General features: G+C 49.4%; 18 protein-coding genes and 1 pseudogene. 8 read left to right on the top strand and 11 right to left on the bottom strand.

Annotated elements, in window-relative coordinates; all coding sequences use genetic code 11:
* Positions 1 to 14: 14 nt before the first annotated feature.
* The 3 genes from rph to uvrB all read right to left on the bottom strand — a co-directional run bounded on the left by rph (position 15) and on the right by uvrB (position 3739).
* Entirely contained in the window at positions 15 to 758 is a 744-nt protein-coding gene (gene rph / locus NB647_RS07670; RefSeq protein WP_269264004.1) for a ribonuclease PH, read from the bottom strand.
* Positions 759 to 845: 87 nt separating this feature from the next.
* Positions 846 to 1643: a uracil-DNA glycosylase family protein gene (locus NB647_RS07675; RefSeq protein ID WP_269282784.1), complete on the bottom strand. Its 798-nt coding sequence runs from the start codon at positions 1641 to 1643 to the stop codon at positions 846 to 848.
* Positions 1640 to 3739: an excinuclease ABC subunit UvrB gene (gene uvrB / locus NB647_RS07680; protein ID WP_269282787.1), complete on the bottom strand. Its 2100-nt coding sequence runs from the start codon at positions 3737 to 3739 to the stop codon at positions 1640 to 1642. The genes NB647_RS07675 and uvrB overlap by 4 nt, the downstream gene beginning before the upstream one ends.
* Positions 3740 to 3872: 133 nt before the next feature.
* Here uvrB and NB647_RS07685 point away from each other — a divergent pair, with 133 nt between their 5' ends.
* Entirely contained in the window at positions 3873 to 5087 is a 1215-nt protein-coding gene (locus NB647_RS07685) for an amino acid aminotransferase (protein ID WP_269264007.1), read from the top strand.
* Positions 5088 to 5411: 324 nt separating this feature from the next.
* A pseudogene (locus NB647_RS07690) lies at positions 5412 to 6069 on the top strand (OmpA family protein).
* A 59-nt stretch (positions 6070 to 6128) separates the two neighbouring features.
* Here the strand turns inward: NB647_RS07690 and galE are convergent.
* Complete coding sequence (gene galE / locus NB647_RS07695) at positions 6129 to 7154, bottom strand: UDP-glucose 4-epimerase GalE (protein ID WP_269282790.1); 1026 nt, start codon at positions 7152 to 7154, stop codon at positions 6129 to 6131.
* A 260-nt stretch (positions 7155 to 7414) separates the two neighbouring features.
* Here galE and NB647_RS07700 point away from each other — a divergent pair, with 260 nt between their 5' ends.
* Positions 7415 to 8284, top strand: a complete 870-nt coding sequence (locus NB647_RS07700) for a hypothetical protein (protein ID WP_269282793.1) — start codon at positions 7415 to 7417, stop codon at positions 8282 to 8284.
* Between the two features lie 82 nt (positions 8285 to 8366).
* Here NB647_RS07700 and NB647_RS10600 read toward each other — a convergent pair whose 3' ends face one another.
* From NB647_RS10600 to NB647_RS07725, 6 genes are all read right to left on the bottom strand, one after another.
* Positions 8367 to 8948 carry a hypothetical protein gene (locus tag NB647_RS10600; RefSeq protein ID WP_332880330.1) on the bottom strand — a complete coding sequence of 194 codons (582 nt, stop codon included), beginning with the start codon at positions 8946 to 8948 and terminating at the stop codon, positions 8367 to 8369.
* Positions 8945 to 9295, bottom strand: a complete 351-nt coding sequence (locus tag NB647_RS10605; protein WP_332880331.1) for a hypothetical protein — start codon at positions 9293 to 9295, stop codon at positions 8945 to 8947. Before NB647_RS10605 ends, NB647_RS10600 begins: the two co-directional genes overlap by 4 nt.
* Before the next feature lie 95 nt (positions 9296 to 9390).
* On the bottom strand, positions 9391 to 10299 hold the full coding sequence (locus NB647_RS07710) for a YicC/YloC family endoribonuclease (RefSeq protein WP_269282795.1): 909 nt from the start codon (positions 10297 to 10299) through the stop codon (positions 9391 to 9393).
* A gap of 135 nt (positions 10300 to 10434) precedes the next feature.
* Positions 10435 to 10995 (bottom strand): elongation factor P, encoded by a 561-nt coding sequence (gene efp / locus NB647_RS07715; protein WP_269264012.1) that lies wholly within the window; start codon positions 10993 to 10995, stop codon positions 10435 to 10437.
* Positions 10996 to 11091: 96 nt separating this feature from the next.
* Positions 11092 to 12264, bottom strand: a complete 1173-nt coding sequence (gene earP / locus NB647_RS07720) for an elongation factor P maturation arginine rhamnosyltransferase EarP (protein ID WP_269282797.1) — start codon at positions 12262 to 12264, stop codon at positions 11092 to 11094.
* A gap of 29 nt (positions 12265 to 12293) precedes the next feature.
* The gene (locus tag NB647_RS07725; RefSeq protein WP_407946857.1) at positions 12294 to 13091 is read right to left on the bottom strand and encodes an inositol monophosphatase family protein; all 798 of its coding nucleotides are present in this window, start codon (positions 13089 to 13091) and stop codon (positions 12294 to 12296) included.
* 145 nt (positions 13092 to 13236) lie between these two features.
* On the opposite strand from NB647_RS07725, the gene NB647_RS07730 reads away from it, so the two are divergent.
* Positions 13237 to 14013 carry an RNA methyltransferase gene (locus tag NB647_RS07730; protein WP_269264014.1) on the top strand — a complete coding sequence of 259 codons (777 nt, stop codon included), beginning with the start codon at positions 13237 to 13239 and terminating at the stop codon, positions 14011 to 14013.
* On the opposite strand, the gene lexA is transcribed toward NB647_RS07730, so the two are convergent.
* Positions 14014 to 14652: a transcriptional repressor LexA gene (lexA, locus tag NB647_RS07735; protein ID WP_269282799.1), complete on the bottom strand. Its 639-nt coding sequence runs from the start codon at positions 14650 to 14652 to the stop codon at positions 14014 to 14016.
* A gap of 260 nt (positions 14653 to 14912) precedes the next feature.
* Here lexA and rpsF point away from each other — a divergent pair, with 260 nt between their 5' ends.
* From rpsF to rplI, 4 genes are all read left to right on the top strand, one after another.
* Entirely contained in the window at positions 14913 to 15287 is a 375-nt protein-coding gene (gene rpsF, locus NB647_RS07740) for a 30S ribosomal protein S6 (RefSeq protein ID WP_269278369.1), read from the top strand.
* A 77-nt stretch (positions 15288 to 15364) separates the two neighbouring features.
* Positions 15365 to 15613 (top strand): primosomal replication protein N, encoded by a 249-nt coding sequence (gene priB / locus NB647_RS07745; RefSeq protein ID WP_416143585.1) that lies wholly within the window; start codon positions 15365 to 15367, stop codon positions 15611 to 15613.
* A gap of 29 nt (positions 15614 to 15642) precedes the next feature.
* Positions 15643 to 15927: a 30S ribosomal protein S18 gene (gene rpsR / locus NB647_RS07750; protein WP_005876217.1), complete on the top strand. Its 285-nt coding sequence runs from the start codon at positions 15643 to 15645 to the stop codon at positions 15925 to 15927.
* 37 nt (positions 15928 to 15964) lie between these two features.
* Entirely contained in the window at positions 15965 to 16417 is a 453-nt protein-coding gene (rplI, locus tag NB647_RS07755; RefSeq protein WP_269264017.1) for a 50S ribosomal protein L9, read from the top strand.
* Positions 16418 to 16525: the final 108 nt, after the last annotated feature.

The raw sequence follows: 16525 nt of genomic DNA on the forward strand, positions 1-16525 counted from the left end.
AAACACCTTGCCTTTCAATCGTTTTCCAGACCCAGAACTCTTTTTTGCATATGAATCAGTTCATCAATACCCTTTTGAGCCATTCCAAGCATTTCATTCAGCATTGAATGACTGAAAGGCCCTCCCTCGGCTGTTCCCTGTATTTCGACAAAATCACCGGATTCTGTCATTACCACATTCATGTCCGTATCACAGGAACTGTCTTCCTGATAATCCAGATCGAGCATGGGAATTCCCTGGATCACGCCGACCGAAATCGCGGCGACAAAATGATTGAGGGGCACTTTCTCGATCAATCCTTCTTCGACCATCAGGGAAAAAGCGTCATAGGCGGCGATCATGACGCCGCTGATTGATGCGGTACGCGTACCGCCATCCGCCTGAATGACATCGCAATCCAGTTTCAGTGTTCGTTCACCGAAAGCGTTCAGATCAAACGCTGCCCGGATCGAGCGACCGATCAGACGCTGTATTTCCTGAGTCCGCCCGGACTGCCGTCCCCTGGCCGCCTCCCGTTCCATCCGTGTATGTGTCGAACGAGGCAACATGCCATACTCCGCAGTCAGCCATCCACGCCCTCTTCCACGAAGAAAAGGAGGTACCGACTCTTCAATACTGGCGGTACAAATCACTTTGGTATCGCCGAAAACAGTCAGTACGGAACCTTCTGCATATTTTGTGTAATTGCGGACAAACTCGATGGAACGCATGGAATCGAGCGGACGACCATTGGAACGGATGATTTCGGTGTTAGACATATTCAAATTTCACTAAAGTTGACGTATTTTCCAAATAATGCCACTGAATAAAAAGATTGAAAACCGTTAAATTGACGGATACCGCAATCATTCGACACATGCATTCCGCCTGTAAAGCAGCCCCAACGGCCGAAACAGTGCCTGCATGTCCTGATTTCCGATAAACGACAGATTGAAAGGATGTTCTGAAACGGCACAATCGAAAAATTCTGCAAAGGGAAGCGATATCAGCTTTTCAGCCATTTTCCCCCATAATATCAATACCGGCTTTTCGATATTCTGCCTGTTCCGGACAGCCAGAACATCCAGAACAGTGTATAAAAACGGCTGCCAGATTTTCGTCTCTCTGGCGGCAGAAACATGTGCACGATAAACCAGCGAGGCATTCAACAGCAGAAAGCCCTTGTTGATCATGGTCTGCTGCATTTCTTCCAGCGTCCGGATATAAGAAGAATGCTCGGCAAGCGCATCGTGAGCAACGGTTTTCATGGCATCGCTTCCCGTCTTGTCCGGTGTGATTTTTCCATCCGCGACCAGAAGCATCTTGATGAAATTGCGCAATGAGGTGGCACGATTGACCGGTTTGGACAGTCCGTTTTCCGACCACAGCTCTTTCACTGCCGCATCCATAAAACAGTAACCTGATGCGCTCTCCGCTCTGGGATAGGGGCCTTCTCCCACCAATACATACCTCACCGAGTCAATCGGCTGCGAAAAAGCGGCAAACAATCTGCCCTGCGTCGGCAAAAAGTCGTCTTTTGCAAGATCGTCAAAATAACCGGGAGTCTGCCGTTCGACCGACGCGAGTCCCTCGCGCAATACCGATACCCAACCGGAATGAACTTTGGCCAGCGCCTCTTCAACAATTTCAGGATAACGATTCATTTTTTCTTTGCCGACTCCATACGTATCCGGTCTATCACAGCGGCACCGAATGCCCTTTCCCTCAAAATATGCAACTGATCCCGCGCTTTAGCCGCCTTCTCGAATTCCAGATTTTTGGCATATTCCATCATCTGTTTTTCAAGTTTCTTGATCTCGCGGCTCAATTCTTTTTCCGACATGACATCATATTGGGCCTGTTCATCCGACACATGCGATTCTTGCAAACTGTCCTGCGGATGAAAAACCCCATCGATCAGATCCCTGATTTCTTTCATGATACCGGCCGGCGTAATATGGTGCTGTTCATTGTAAGCCAGCTGTTTCGCGCGGCGCCGTTCCGTTTCGTCGATCGCCCGTTTCATTGAATCGGTCATGGTATCGGCATACAGTATCGCGGCGCCATTCAGATTGCGTGCCGCACGCCCGATCGTCTGGATCAGACTGCGTTCGGAACGCAGAAAACCTTCCTTGTCCGCATCCAGAATAGCGACCAGAGATACCTCCGGAATATCCAGCCCTTCCCGAAGCAGATTGATACCGACCAGTACATCAAACGTCCCCAGACGCAAATCCCGGACGATTTCCACCCGTTCAACCGTATCGATATCGCTGTGAAGATAACGGACCCGGATTCCGTTCTCCGTCAGAAATTCCGTCAGCTGTTCCGCCATACGTTTGGTCAGCGTTGTCACCAGCACCCGTTCGCTTTTTTCAACCCGGTCGTGAATTTCGGCCAGCAGATCATCCACCTGTGTACTGGCCGGCCTGACCTGTATGGCAGGATCTACCAGTCCGGTCGGGCGAACAAGCTGCTCGACGACCTGTCCGGAATGGGTCAATTCATAACTGGCAGGTGTGGCAGACACGAAAACCGTCTGGCGCATCTTGCTTTCAAACTCGTCAAAGCGCAACGGACGGTTGTCCAGCGCGGAAGGCAACCTGAAACCGTAATCCACCAGATTCGTCTTGCGGGAACGGTCGCCGTTGTACATCCCGTTCAACTGGCCGATCATGACATGGGACTCATCCAGAAACATCAGGGCATCACTGGGCAGATAGTCAACCAGGGTCGGAGGTGGTTCACCCGGTTTCATACCGGTCAAATGGCGGGAATAATTTTCGATCCCCTTTGTGAAACCCAACTCATGCATCATTTCCAGATCGAAACGGGTTCTCTGGTCAATACGCTGTTCCTCGACGAACTTGCCGTTTTTCCGGAACCATTCCTTTCTCTCCCTGAGCTCTTCCTTGATCGTTTCGATCGCTCTCAACACGGTTTCTCTCGGCGTCACATAATGCGAACCGGGATAAATCGTGAAACGCGGAATTTTCTGCAAAACCTTCCCGGTCAAGGGATCAAAGAAATGAAGACTTTCGATTTCATCATCGAACATTTCGATACGAAGGGCATAATCGGCATTTTCAGCCGGAAAAACATCAATCGTATCCCCCCTGACACGAAACATTCCGCGACTGAATTCGATATCGTTACGGCTGTACTGCATTTGTACCAGACGGGTAATCACATCCCGCTGGGGTATTCTGTCACGTGTACGCAACGTCAGAATCATCTGATGATACTCATTCGGATTGCCGATACCGTATATGGCCGATACTGTCGCCACAATCACGACATCACGCCGTTCCATCAGCGACTTCGTGCACGACAGGCGCATCTGCTCGATATGCTCGTTAATGGCGGAATCCTTTTCGATGAACAGATCCCTTTGAGGTACATAGGCTTCCGGCTGATAGTAATCGTAATAACTGACGAAATACTCCACCGCATTGTTCGGAAAAAACTCCCTGAACTCACTGTACAACTGTGCCGCCAGCGTCTTGTTCGGTGCGAAAACAATGGCAGGCCGCCCCAACCGCGCTATGACATTGGCCATCGTATAGGTTTTGCCGGAACCGGTGACGCCCAGCAACGTCTGGTATGACAAACCGTCTTCAATTCCTTCTACCAGCCGGTCAATGGCTTCAGGCTGATCGCCCGACGGTGGGAAAGGCTGATGCAATTCAAAAGGCGAATTCTGGAAAGTCACGACTTTTCCGTCATCTTTTTTTGAAGAAATAAGCGATAAGTGAGACATGAGGTTCGTACCTTTGATAAGATGTTACTCAATAGAAAAAGCAAAAAAATTTTGTTTTTTCGCTCTGCACCGGTTGCTGTCAGGCACCTTGAATGCGGATTGCATGTCGCAATAAATATTGAATGTTAACACGATGAACGAATCTATTCCTGAAACTCTCTTTACCGCCATTCCGATGGCGCCCCGCGACCCTATTCTGGGTATTACCGAAGCTTTCCATGCGGACACCAACCCGAACAAAATCAATCTGGGCGTCGGTGTCTACTATGACGACAATGGCAAGGTTCCCCTGCTGAAATGCGTTCAGGAAGCCGAAAAACGGATCACCGCACAGGGTAGTCCGCATACCTACCTGCCGATCGACGGCCTGCCGCTTTATGACAACGCGGTACAGAAACTGGTTTTCGGTGAAGACAATATCGTGCTGAAAGAAAAACGTGCCGCCACAGTACAGGCTATTGGCGGAACAGGTGCGCTGAAAATCGGTGCCGATTTCCTGAAACGGTTCTCTCCCGACTCGCAAGTCTGGATCAGCAATCCGAGCTGGGAAAACCATCGCGCCCTTTTCGAATACGCCGGTTTCAAGGTCAACACTTACCCTTACTATGATCCGGCCAGCCACGGAGTGGATTTCAACGGTATGATCGGTACCCTGAAAACCCTGCCCGCCCGTTCTGTCGTGATACTTCATGCCTGCTGCCATAATCCGACAGGAGCGGATCTCTCCGATGCCCAATGGGACGAGGTTATCGAAGTCGTCAGGGACAGAAAACTCATTCCTTTCCTCGACATGGCCTATCAGGGTTTTTCGGAAGGCATTGAATCCGACGGCCAGATCGTCCGTCGTTTTTCACAACGCTATTCCCCTGTACTGGTATCCAATTCGTTCTCGAAATCATTTTCCCTTTACGGCGAACGTGTCGGTGCATTCAGTATCGTCGCCGGCAATGCCGATGAGGCTTCCCGTACACTGTCCCAACTGAAACGCATTATCCGGACAAACTATTCCAACCCGCCGATTTACGGGGCAAAAATCGTCGCCACAGTACTGTCCACCCCGGAACTCCACCAGATGTGGGAAAACGAACTGACCGGCATGCGTGTCCGCATCCACGAAATGCGCCACAAACTGGCCGATGAACTGACTGCCCGCAAATATGGAGAGGATTTCAGCTTCATCACCCGGCAAAACGGCATGTTCTCCTATTCCGGATTGTCTGCCGAACAGGTCGAAAGACTGAAAAATGAATTCTCGGTTTACATCGTCAGTACGGGACGCATCTGTGTCGCCGCGCTGAATTCGCATAACCTGAATTACGTCGTTGACGCCATCGCCAAGATTCTCTAACGCAAACAGACAGGCCTTTCCGCTTCTCCATCCGGCAAACGAAACTTTCCAGTGTTTGCCGGATTTTTCATGATTATTTCCACATTTACTGTTCCAGCTTAAATTTCCCTGAAACGAAACGGTAATTTCATTGTCAGACCAGACGTCCTGTTACAGAGATCGAATTCATCTTCCATCAGGATAAACCATTTGAACCAGGGAAATATTGAAACGCCTTCCGGCAACTGTTTATAAAAGAAAATTTTGCGATTTCAATGAGCTGGAACAAAACATATACCGATGGATTTTGAAAAATAAAATACCACATTCCAAATGGAGAACATCATGCGTACAAAACTGACTGCCTGTGCATTAGTAACGACCTTGGCCATCACCGGCTGTGCCAACATGAATGATACCCAGAAAAAAACGGCAACCGGAGCCGGTGCGGGCGCCGTTGCTGGCGCCGTACTGGGTGCTGTCACCGGCCCTGGAGGCTGGGGACGTGCCGCAGTAGGTGCCGCAATCGGTGGTCTGGTCGGAGGCGGTGCCGGCTATTTGTGGGGCAATCATATGGAAAAACAGAAACAGGAAATGCAGACCGCCACCCAGGGTACCGGTGTTGAAGTCGTCCAGACCCAGGATAATCGTATTAAAGTCAGCATTCCCAGTGACATTTCATTTGCCACCAACAGCGCGACACTGTCTCCCCAATTCAAAACCATTCTGAGAGATCTGGCCACTACGCTGAAAAAATAACCCGTCCACAAGCATTACCGTGATTGGCTATACGGATAACACCGGTACCGACGCGATCAATATTCCCCTCTCGCGTCAGCGTGCCGAAAGCGTCATGAATTATCTCGTCAGCCAGGGAGTTTCATCCAGCCGCTTTACAGTCGAAGGCAAAGGATCGAGCGATCCGATTGCAAGCAACGACACAGCAGCCGGCCGGGCACAAAACCGCCGTGTGGAAATATATGTCGGTGAACGCGCCAAATAACAGCTGTTTTTCTTCATAAAAAAATGCCGGAATCCCGGCATTTTTTTATACAATACTTCTCAGGCATAACCATCCGGATTTTTACTTTGCCACCGCCAGTAATCCTTGCACATTTCATCAAGTCCGTATTTCGCTTTCCAGCCGAGAAGGGCATGCGCCAGCGATGGGTCGGCATAATAAAGCGGAACATCGCCTGCACGCCTTGGTGCAATACGGTAAGGAATCGGACGGCCACACGCTTTCCCGAAAGCGTGGACAACATCCAGAACACTGTATCCGACTCCTGTTCCCAAATTGACAGTAAAACCTTTGTTTTTCTCAAACAGATAAGTTAGTGCATCGACATGGCCACGAGCCAGATCCATGACATGGATATAATCGCGTACCCCGGTACCATCTTTCGTCGGATAATCATCACCGAAAACGGCCAGCTCCTTCAACCGGCCTACCGCAACCTGGGCAACGTAAGGCATGAGATTATTTGGAATACCATGAGGATCTTCACCGATCAGGCCACTGGGATGGGCACCGACTGGATTGAAATAACGGAGTATGGCAACCGACCATAATGGATCGGAAAAAGACAGATCGTTCAGCAGTTCCTCGATCATCAGTTTGGAACGGCCATACGGATTGGCGACCGACAGTCTGGCTGTTTCGGGAACAGGAGAAAAGTCGGGATCACCATAAACCGTCGCCGACGAACTGAACACAAAACGACGGACACCCGCTTTCTGTGCCACCTGCAACAGCGAAATGGTTCCTCCCACATTATTGTCATAATACCTGAGAGGTTCGGCAACAGATTCTCCCACTGCCTTCAATCCGGCAAAATGGATAATGGCATCAATAGGGGTTTGCCCGAATATCATTTCCATTTCCGCCATATCGCGAACATCTGCCTCATGAAAAACCAGCGGTTTCCCGGTAATTTTCTCCACTCTCCTGAGAGATTCCCTCGAACTGTTGCACAGATTGTCCACTGCCACGACAGAAAACCCTGCATCCAGCAACTCCACACAGGTATGCGAACCGATATAACCGGATGCACCTGTCACCATGACTGTTTTGTTTTTATTGTTCATTATTCTCCCTGCCCGATCAAATACAGAGACTGTATCAGTCTCACACGATACTGACACAGACCTGTTTTCATTTTCAAACCGGCAAATCAATTATCGTGAAATTGCATGCCATAAAAACCGTTCGTCCGGACATCCACAGAACAAACAAGCATTTCGTCACTTCCAAAAATGATGCTGACTTATTGTGATATGGCAATATGACAGCAAAACAAAACCGTTCCGGTTCAATCAAAGTTTTTTTGACTGAAAAAGGAACGACGATGAAGAGAAAAAATCTGATAAGACTACTGCTGGCCCTCGCTGCCCTTTTCACCTTTTTGGGAAGCGTTCACGCCCAGAACGCAACGACACTGGAAACGAAATACCGGCAACTGCAAAACAAACTGGCAAACAATCAGTTCGGACAGCCGGTCTACATGGATTCCAGCCTGCAATCCAACACAATCAGCGGTGATGTCTACAGTGTTGTCAACTACCCCTATTCCACTGTCCGCACCGCTCTGGACACACCAACAGAATGGTGTGAAGTCCTGATGCTTCATTTGAATATCAAATATTGCCGCGCCCTGGGCAAGAACAAGGTCGAAGTATATGCCGGAACAAAGAAACCCCAGCCACTGAAAAACGCCTACAAAATGACATACAACTTCAAACCCGTCATTAACGACGACAGATACATGCAAATCATCATGGACGCAAAATCCGGGCCAGTCGGCACCTCGGATTACTACATGATGATGGAAGCCATTCCACTTAAAGACAACCGGACATTCATCCATATCCGATATTCTTACCACTTCGGAACCATGGCCAAAATCGCGACAAACCTTTATCTGGATACCGCAGGCAGCGGAAAAGAAGGATTCACCATCGTCGGCAAAAAAGCGAACGGTACCCCGGAATATATCACTGGCCTGAGAGGAGCCATCGAACGCAACACGATGCGCTACTACCTCGCTGTCGAAGCATACCTCGGTTCACTGTCGGCACCCCCTGCACAGCAACGTGAAAAACGCCTGAAAGCCTGGTTCAAGGGAACCGAACGTTACCCTCAACTGTATGAAATCACTGAAAAACAGTATCTCAGCATGAAACGGGAAGAGTTTAATCAGGAAATATCGAATAATTAATCATAAATAGAAAGCATGTGTCCTGCAGGACACATGCCAGACGCCCAAAGCTGGATAATACATAAAAGCAAATCCGTTAACTTCAACGATCCCAATCATATGGTTTGATTTCTTTTACCTGATAAAACTGTTTTACCAGCTTGATATATCGTTTGAAATCCGGATTTTCCTGTACCAGTCTATGACAACTATTCCAGTCAACCAACTCTTTTTCTCGCGCCGGAATAAGAATCTGAATTTCGGAAACATTCAAAGTATCAAGTTGAATGACACCAATACCATGTGCTGCATTCAGCATTCTCAACTCACGCATGGTCTCTTCACCATCGATTTTCATCGCGACCAGATAACCGAGATTCGCCCAAGAAGAATTGGAGACCGCCTGAAAAAACGCTTCTCTCACATTGGACATATTGACTGTTTTTTTCACTTCAAAAGACCACAAACGCGTACGCTTGTCCCCATAAGAGGCGATACACTCCTTTACGGTATGCTCCCAATGAGCACCGATATCTTCCAATCCAACCAGATCAGGATGCAACCATTTGTTACCGTTTTTCCCTTTCTTGTTAGACGATTTTTTTTCATCGATCCGAAGAGAAAAAACATTCAGTTCATTTCTCAGATAATTCGTCAATAATGGATAAAGAGCCTGTTCGCTCAACAGTTCGGCAGATTCACCATTGCAAACAACGCTTTGTTCTTCTGCTGCCTCGATTTCCGCTTCTTCCGTTTTTTCCGTGTAATAATATATTTTTTTGGACGTCCAGCTGTCGTTTTGATTTGCGGATGCTTTATTTGAAGTGCAGGACGATGAGCACCAATTTCCGCTGCAAGCTGCGTAATTACATCGTTTTCCGTTTCGAGATGGGTGCTGGCTTCTCGCTTTGCCATGCAATATGCCGGATAAACTGCAAAAACCTGTTTTGCAATCTGGCGAGCTGTTAACTGTTTTTCCGGCTGATCCTTTAACAAGTCGAAAACCATGCTTCCCAAACTGATCTTTTTCATCATTGGTCCTGCATCAAAAAATATTACTGACTCACGAAAAAGTATCACTGAGTCAACTCAGAAATATGCTGGATCAGAAATTTCCCTCGACTAATCTATTCCAGATTCTGGACCTGCTCCCGAATCTGTTCGATCAGCAATTTCAGCTCCATCGAAGCATCGGACAATTCTCTGATAGCAGCCTTGGAACCGAGTGTATTGGCTTCACGGTTCAGTTCCTGCAACATGAAATCCATCCGTTTTCCGACCAGTCCGCCCTTTTCCAGAATAGCCTTCGTTTCATCCAGATGGATCTTCAGACGGGACAACTCTTCCGCAACATCGATACGCATACCGTATAGCGTGACTTCCTGACGGATGCGCTCGGACGCTTCCTGCTGCGTCATGGTAACCGGTGCACTATCTGACAAAGCGACTCCCAGCGCTTCCTGCATGCGCTCGATGGCTTTCTGCTTGAATTGTTCGACCATTTGCGGAATCAACGGCTCGATTTTCCCGACAATCTTCTGCATCACCACCACACGTTCGACAAGCGCTTCTGTCAGGGCAGCGCCTTCCCGTTCCCGTTCGGCTGTAAATGTATCCAGCGTATCGATCATGGCCTGTCGGACCTGTTGCTGCAAGGTTTCCTGGTCGGGTGCTGCTTCCTCGATCATGCCCGGCCACCGCAACAGTTCATTGACCGTCATGGCCTGTGCTTGTGGATCGCGCTGCCTGATTTCGTGCTGCAGTCTGGACAGTTCAAGAAACAGCGAATGATTCAGGCTCAAAACCGATGCGTTCTGTTCACCACGCGCAAACGAAAGCCGGCATTCAACTTTGCCGCGTTTGACCCCCTGCATGATGGTCTCGCGGAAAAACGGCTCATAAGCCCGGAACTCATCGTTCATTCTGAACTGCAGATCCAGAAAACGTGAATTGACACTTTTCAGTTCAATCGTCAAGGTTCCCGCTACCGTGTCAACCGAAGTGGTGGCATAAGCGGTCATGCTGCGAACGGCCATTTTGCTTTCCTATCGAATAATCATATGCTGCCTGAATGAACAAACGGTTTAGCACCGTCCCCCCTGTACCTCTTCAAGAAAAACGGCACGCGCCAGCGTGCCGTTTCAGAAATGTACAGACTTTTATACCCTGCATTACTTGCTACGGCTGCGATATTCACCGGTACGGGTATCGATTTCGATCTTGTCACCGATCTCGACGAACAGAGGAACCTGTATTTCAAAACCGGTCGCCAGCTTGGCCGATTTCATGACCTTCCCCGAAGAAGTATCGCCTTTGACGGCCGGTTCGGTATAAACCACTTCACGAACAACCGTATTGGGCAATTCAACGGAAATGGCACGGTCGTTATAGAAAACGACTTCACATGGCATTCCGTCCTCGATGTAATTCAATGCATCGCCCATGTTGTCGGCTTCGACTTCATACTGGTTGTAGTCGGCATCCATCAACACATAATGAGGATCGGCGAAATAGGAATAAGTGACTTCTTTTTTGTCCAGCACAACCACATCGAATTTGTCATCCGCACGATATACGGCTTCCATATTGGAACCATTCAGCAGATTTTTCATTTTCATTTTGCAAACGGAGGCATTGCGGCCCGATTTGCTGTACTCGGATTTCAGAACGATCATCGGTTCGTTATTGACCATCACGACATTGCCGGCGCGTACTTCTTGTGCAGTTTTCATAAAAATAGATAATAAATGGATTGAAAAATAAGGTTTCCTGGGTGTGCCGACAACGATAAAGCCGACACAAAATTCCGCTTTGCGAAAAAATTGGCGTTATTTTAACGCATAAGTATTGATAAATCGTACCAAACCGGACGCCAAATCGGGCAAAGCCGCCATTTTTTTTGACCAGCCATATCCATGCCGGCTCAATAAGGGCATCAATTCCCGGAATTCTTCCCAGCTTTCGTGGCTGATCCGACCGTCATGAACACGATTCCATACGTGCCAGAAACGCTTCACTTTCCGCGCATCTTCTTCTGAAACACCGGCCAGATACCTTTTCAGAAAAGCTTCCAGTTTGGGCAGATGAATATCATCTTCCTGAGGATAAATGTGCCAGACAAAAGGACGCCCCGCCCATTGGGCCCTGACAAACGAATCCTCTCCCCGCACAAAATTGAGATCGCACGACCACAACAAGCGGTCATAGAGACTTTGTTCGATCATGGGAAGAATCTGCAAATCCAGCCGACCGGAAGAAAAACGGGTTCCCGCAACAGCAGGTCTTTTCATGAACGACCGGACGGCTTCCACTGCAACTCCTTCAGGAACCAGACACAATATGTCCCGGTCACCATTTTTGAAAGACTCCAGCAAAGACTCGACCGGCGCTCCCGGATAACAGAACAGGGAAACGATAAACTGCTGTCGCCGCACAGCGACACCGAGGGATGACAAAAAACGGATAGCATGCTCTCTGTCACACTGGAATTTGTCACGCGCATCGAGTACCCCCTTTTCCCGGATCAGCCCTCCTGTTTTTCGGGTAAAACCGGGAAAATAAAAATACTTGGTCAACGGAACCCACGATTGCGGCGACGCCATCAAATGGCTGTCTTCCACCCATGATTCCGCACTGAGATACTCCAGATTGATCCAGACCGGAGCGATTTGTCCGGTGGCCATCTGCCTGACATAACATTCGGGCAGATGGACCCCGAAACCTTCAATGACCCCATCAGGAATATCCCCTGCGGGCAAGTCAGGAAAAGAAGACGGCCAAAGCCGGATATCGACACCGCAAACAGTCTGTTCGGGACATCCGGCGATCACCTCCGGACAGATTTTTTGCAGAACAGCAGGCCGATCAATCCACAATCTGACCCGGAAACCATACTCACCGGCAAGCTGTCTGGCCAGACGCCAGCAAACTCCCGCATCGCCGAAATTGTCGATGACCTGACAAAACAGATCCAGCCGCAAAAATATCGAACGACAAGCCATGTCCTGTCAATACCAGCAAAAAATGCGTTTTATTCAGCCGATTTCAGCAAGGGCAGCATCTGGCCGAAAACCCTGGGCGTTCCGGCCACGATATTGCCAGACTCAAGAAAACCGGACTCTCCATCGAAATCGGACACAATCCCTCCCGCTTCCGAAACCAGAAGCGCCCCGGCGGCGATATCCCAGATTTTCAGCGACTTCTCGTAATATCCGTCATACCGTCCGCAGGCGACATAAGCCAGATCCAAGGCCGCCGAACCGGGACGCCGGACAGCCTGGCAATTCAGAGTCATGGCCTCGAACATGCGCAGAAATTCCTTCAGGGCTTCCGGGTCTTTCCTGCGACCGGCAAACCCGGTCCCGATCAGCGCTCTCGACAAACGATCCGTCCTGCTGACCCGGATACGCTTGTTGTTCAGAAAAGCGCCTGCTCCTTTGGTTGCTGTAAACAGGTCGTTATGAACCGGATCGTAAATAACGCCCTGGGTAACGACGCCACGTTGCCTCAGTGCAATAGAGATGCAATAGCACGGAAAACCGTGAATGAAATTGGTCGTTCCGTCAATCGGATCGATAATCCAGACATTTTCGCTTTCATCGTTCAGGCCATTCGAGGCACCTGATTCTTCCGCCAGAACGGCATGCGTGGGATAAGCCGTCAACAAGACATCGATAATCGCCGCTTCGGCAGCCTTGTCCACTTCGGTGACGAAATCGTTCTGATCCTTTTGTTCGACTGCGATCTGTTCCAGATCGAATGAAGCGCGATTGATAATGGTTGCGGCACGGCGGGCTGCCTTGACCGCCATGTTAAGCATTGGTTGCATAGCGTTTTCGTAAAAATGACGGCACCGGCCATACCCGAAAAGTCGGCACGGTGTCATAATGATTCAATAAAAAACCGGACAAGTCAGGGAAGCACTTCTTCATTTCAAGCCCGCTTCCCTGTCTTCTATAAGCCTTGTATTGTAAATGAACCAGCCGAAAACCGACACATCCATTTTCCGGACTTTGCGATTTATCCTTGTCGAAACCAGCCATCCCGGTAATGTCGGTGCAGCAGCACGCGCCATCAAGACAATGGGATTCGGACGACTCATCCTCGTTCGTCCCCGCTTCAGGGACGTCCTGACCCAAGATGAAGCCATCGCATTCGCCAGTGGTGCACAGGATATACTGGAAAAAGCGGAAATCACCGATTCCATGGATGTCGCTCTCGGAAACTGCCAGTTTGCAGCCGCCATCACCGCCCGGCTCCGTGAATTTTCCCCTCCGGTCCTGACCCCGCGGGAATTTGCAGAAACCGTCCTGCCAGACCCGCATGTCCATTGCGCCCTTGTTTTCGGCAGTGAACGTTACGGATTGCCCAATGATGTTGTCGAGCGATGTCACGCACTGATCAACATCCCGGCCAATCCCGACTATTCTTCACTGAATCTGGCACAAGCCATACAGGTTCTGGCCTATGAATGCCGCATGGCCCTGCTTGTCCGAAACGGAAATATCGTAAGAGACAGCCATATCGGTTTTCACGGCGATCCGGCCTCTGTCGAACAGATCAATGGCATGTTCGATCATCTGGAAACTGCATTGACCACCATCGGTTTTCTGAATCCGGCCAATCCCAAAAAACTGATGTCCCGGCTGAGAAGGCTTTTTTCGCGAAGCCAGCTTGAAACGGAAGAGGTCAATATCCTGCGGGGAATCGCCCGACAAATTGAAAAACATGCCGGTCCCAAAACAAACTGACTAGTGCCAGGTCCGCAAAAGACCGACGACCAGTCCCTCAATCCGGAAATTGTCGGACTCCCTGTTTATCCGGATAGGCTCGAAATCGGGATTTTCCGAAATCAGCTCAACGGTTGATCCCGTTTTGCGGAAACGCTTGACCGTTACGTCATCACCGATTCTGGCGACGACGATCTGGCCGTTACGTACCTTTTCCGTTTTTTTGACCGCAATCAGATCTCCTTCCAGAATACCGATATCCCGCATGGAAAGTCCCCTCACCTTCAACAGATAATCGGGTTTGTCCGAAAACAGGGAGGGATCCAGCTGATACGTTTTCTCCACATGTTCCTGAGCCAGAATGGGAGAACCCGCCGCGACACGCCCCACCAATGGAACGGCGTATTGCATCTGGGCTGGCGATACGGAAACCGGCATTCCCGCATCGTCCTGCAGCAGGCGAATCCCCCTTGAAATACCCGGAACCATCTCGATAACGCCTTTACGGGCCAATGCCTGCAAATGCTCTTCGGCCGCATTGACGGACCTGAATCCCAATTCCGCCGCAATTTCGGCACGTGTCGGCGGAAAACCGGTTTTTTCAATCGATTTGCTGATAAGATTCAGTATTTCCTGTTGCCGTGCTGTCAGTTTGATCATGTACGCCTCGCCGAAAACCGGTAATTCACTGGTAATATTTGACTGTGAATTTTTATAGCCTGTTGATTTGATCAGTATTTTAAAAGAGAATCCCGTTTTTTTCCAGTTCCCGTGCAACGTTTTCATCGATCGGTCGTCATGCGTTTCTGTAAAACATATTGCATTGAAACGGCTGGCACAGTAAAATAGCAAGATTTCTTCTTCCCGCACCTGACTTGACGCCGGGGCGGGCATATCTTTAACGTCCAAAAGGAGTATGCATGCGTCACTACGAAATCGTCTTTATCGTTCATCCTGACCAGAGCGAACAGGTTCCGGCCATGATCGAACGTTACAAAAACAGCGTCACTTCCCGCGGCGGAAAAATCCATCGCGTCGAAGACTGGGGCCGTCGCCAGCTGGCCTACATGATCAACAAATTCGCCAAAGCCCATTACGTTCTGATGAACATCGAATGCGATAGCGAAACCCTGAAAGAACTGGAAACGGCATTCAAATTCAACGATGCCATTTTGCGTCATCTGACCGTCAAAATGAAACATGCTGAAACCGGTCCTTCCCCGATGATGAAATCGGCACAGAAGGAAGAATCTGCCAAGGCAACCGCCCCTGCAGAACAGTCCGCGTCAGCCTGACAAAACCGCGACAGGAGACTTCCCTGATTCCCGAGAACCGGCTTTGTCTGACTGGCAGAATCCTGGAACGTGAATCGATCCGATACACACCTGCCGGCATTCCTGTGATCTCTGCCCGACTGGGACACCGTTCACAGCAGCCGGAAGCAGGAACGGACAGGAACGTGGAATTCGAAATGCCCGCTATCGTCATCGGCGATATGGCCGGAAAATTCGAAAAACTGGCAACAGACACGTTTTACCGCTTTACGGGTTTCATGGCGGCAAAAAGCTTCAAAAGCAAAAGTCTTCTGTTTCATATTACCGGCTTTTCATCGATTGGATAGGCCAAACCTTTTATATACAGGAGCCAAAAATGGCATTTGGTAAAAAATTCGACAAGAACAAAAACAAAGACAAACGCAAACAACAAAACCCTCTGTTCAAACGCAAAAAATTCTGCCGTTTCACGGTAGCCAATGTTGAACAGATCGATTACAAGGATATCGACACCCTGAAAGATTTTATCCAGGAAAACTGCAAAATCATGCCAGCCCGTCTGACAGGCACCAAGGCACACTACCAGCGTCAGCTCGACACCGCCATCAAACGCGCTCGTTTTTTGGCCCTGCTGCCTTACACTTCCCTGCATTCCGCCTGATTTTTGCCGGATAATCTAAAGAATATTGGAGAAAAAAATGCAAGTAATTTTGTTGGATAAAGTCGGCAATCTCGGCAATCTCGGTGATGTCGTAAAAGTCAAGGACGGATATGCCCGCAACTACCTGATTCCCCAGCGTATGGCACGCCGCGCTACCGCTGCCGCCATTGAGGAATTCGAAGCGAAACGCGCCGAACTGGAAAAGGCAGCGGCAGAAAAACTGGCAAATGCCCAGACCCAGGGCGAAAAACTGGCTGGTCTGACTGTCCAGATCCTGCAGAAATCCGGTGTGGACGGCCGTCTGTTCGGTTCCGTCACCAATTTCGATATCGCAGAAGCACTCACCAAACAAGGCTTCGATATCCACAAAGCCCAAGTTCGCCTGCCACAAGGTCCATTCAAGACCGTTGGTGACTTCCCCGTCGCCATCGCCTTGCATTCCGATGTGGTTGTCGACATTACCGTTTCCGTTCTCGGCGAACACGTTTAACAGGGTCACGACCTGGAAAAAGCCCGGAGAAATTTATTTCTTCGGGCTTTTTTTATTGTCTCTGTCCTTTAGCGACAAAACAATAACGCTTTTTTCACTTCTCTTCTG

Source organism: Oxalobacter aliiformigenes (assembly GCF_027116575.1).
Classification (GTDB): domain Bacteria; phylum Pseudomonadota; class Gammaproteobacteria; order Burkholderiales; family Burkholderiaceae_D; genus Oxalobacter; species Oxalobacter aliiformigenes.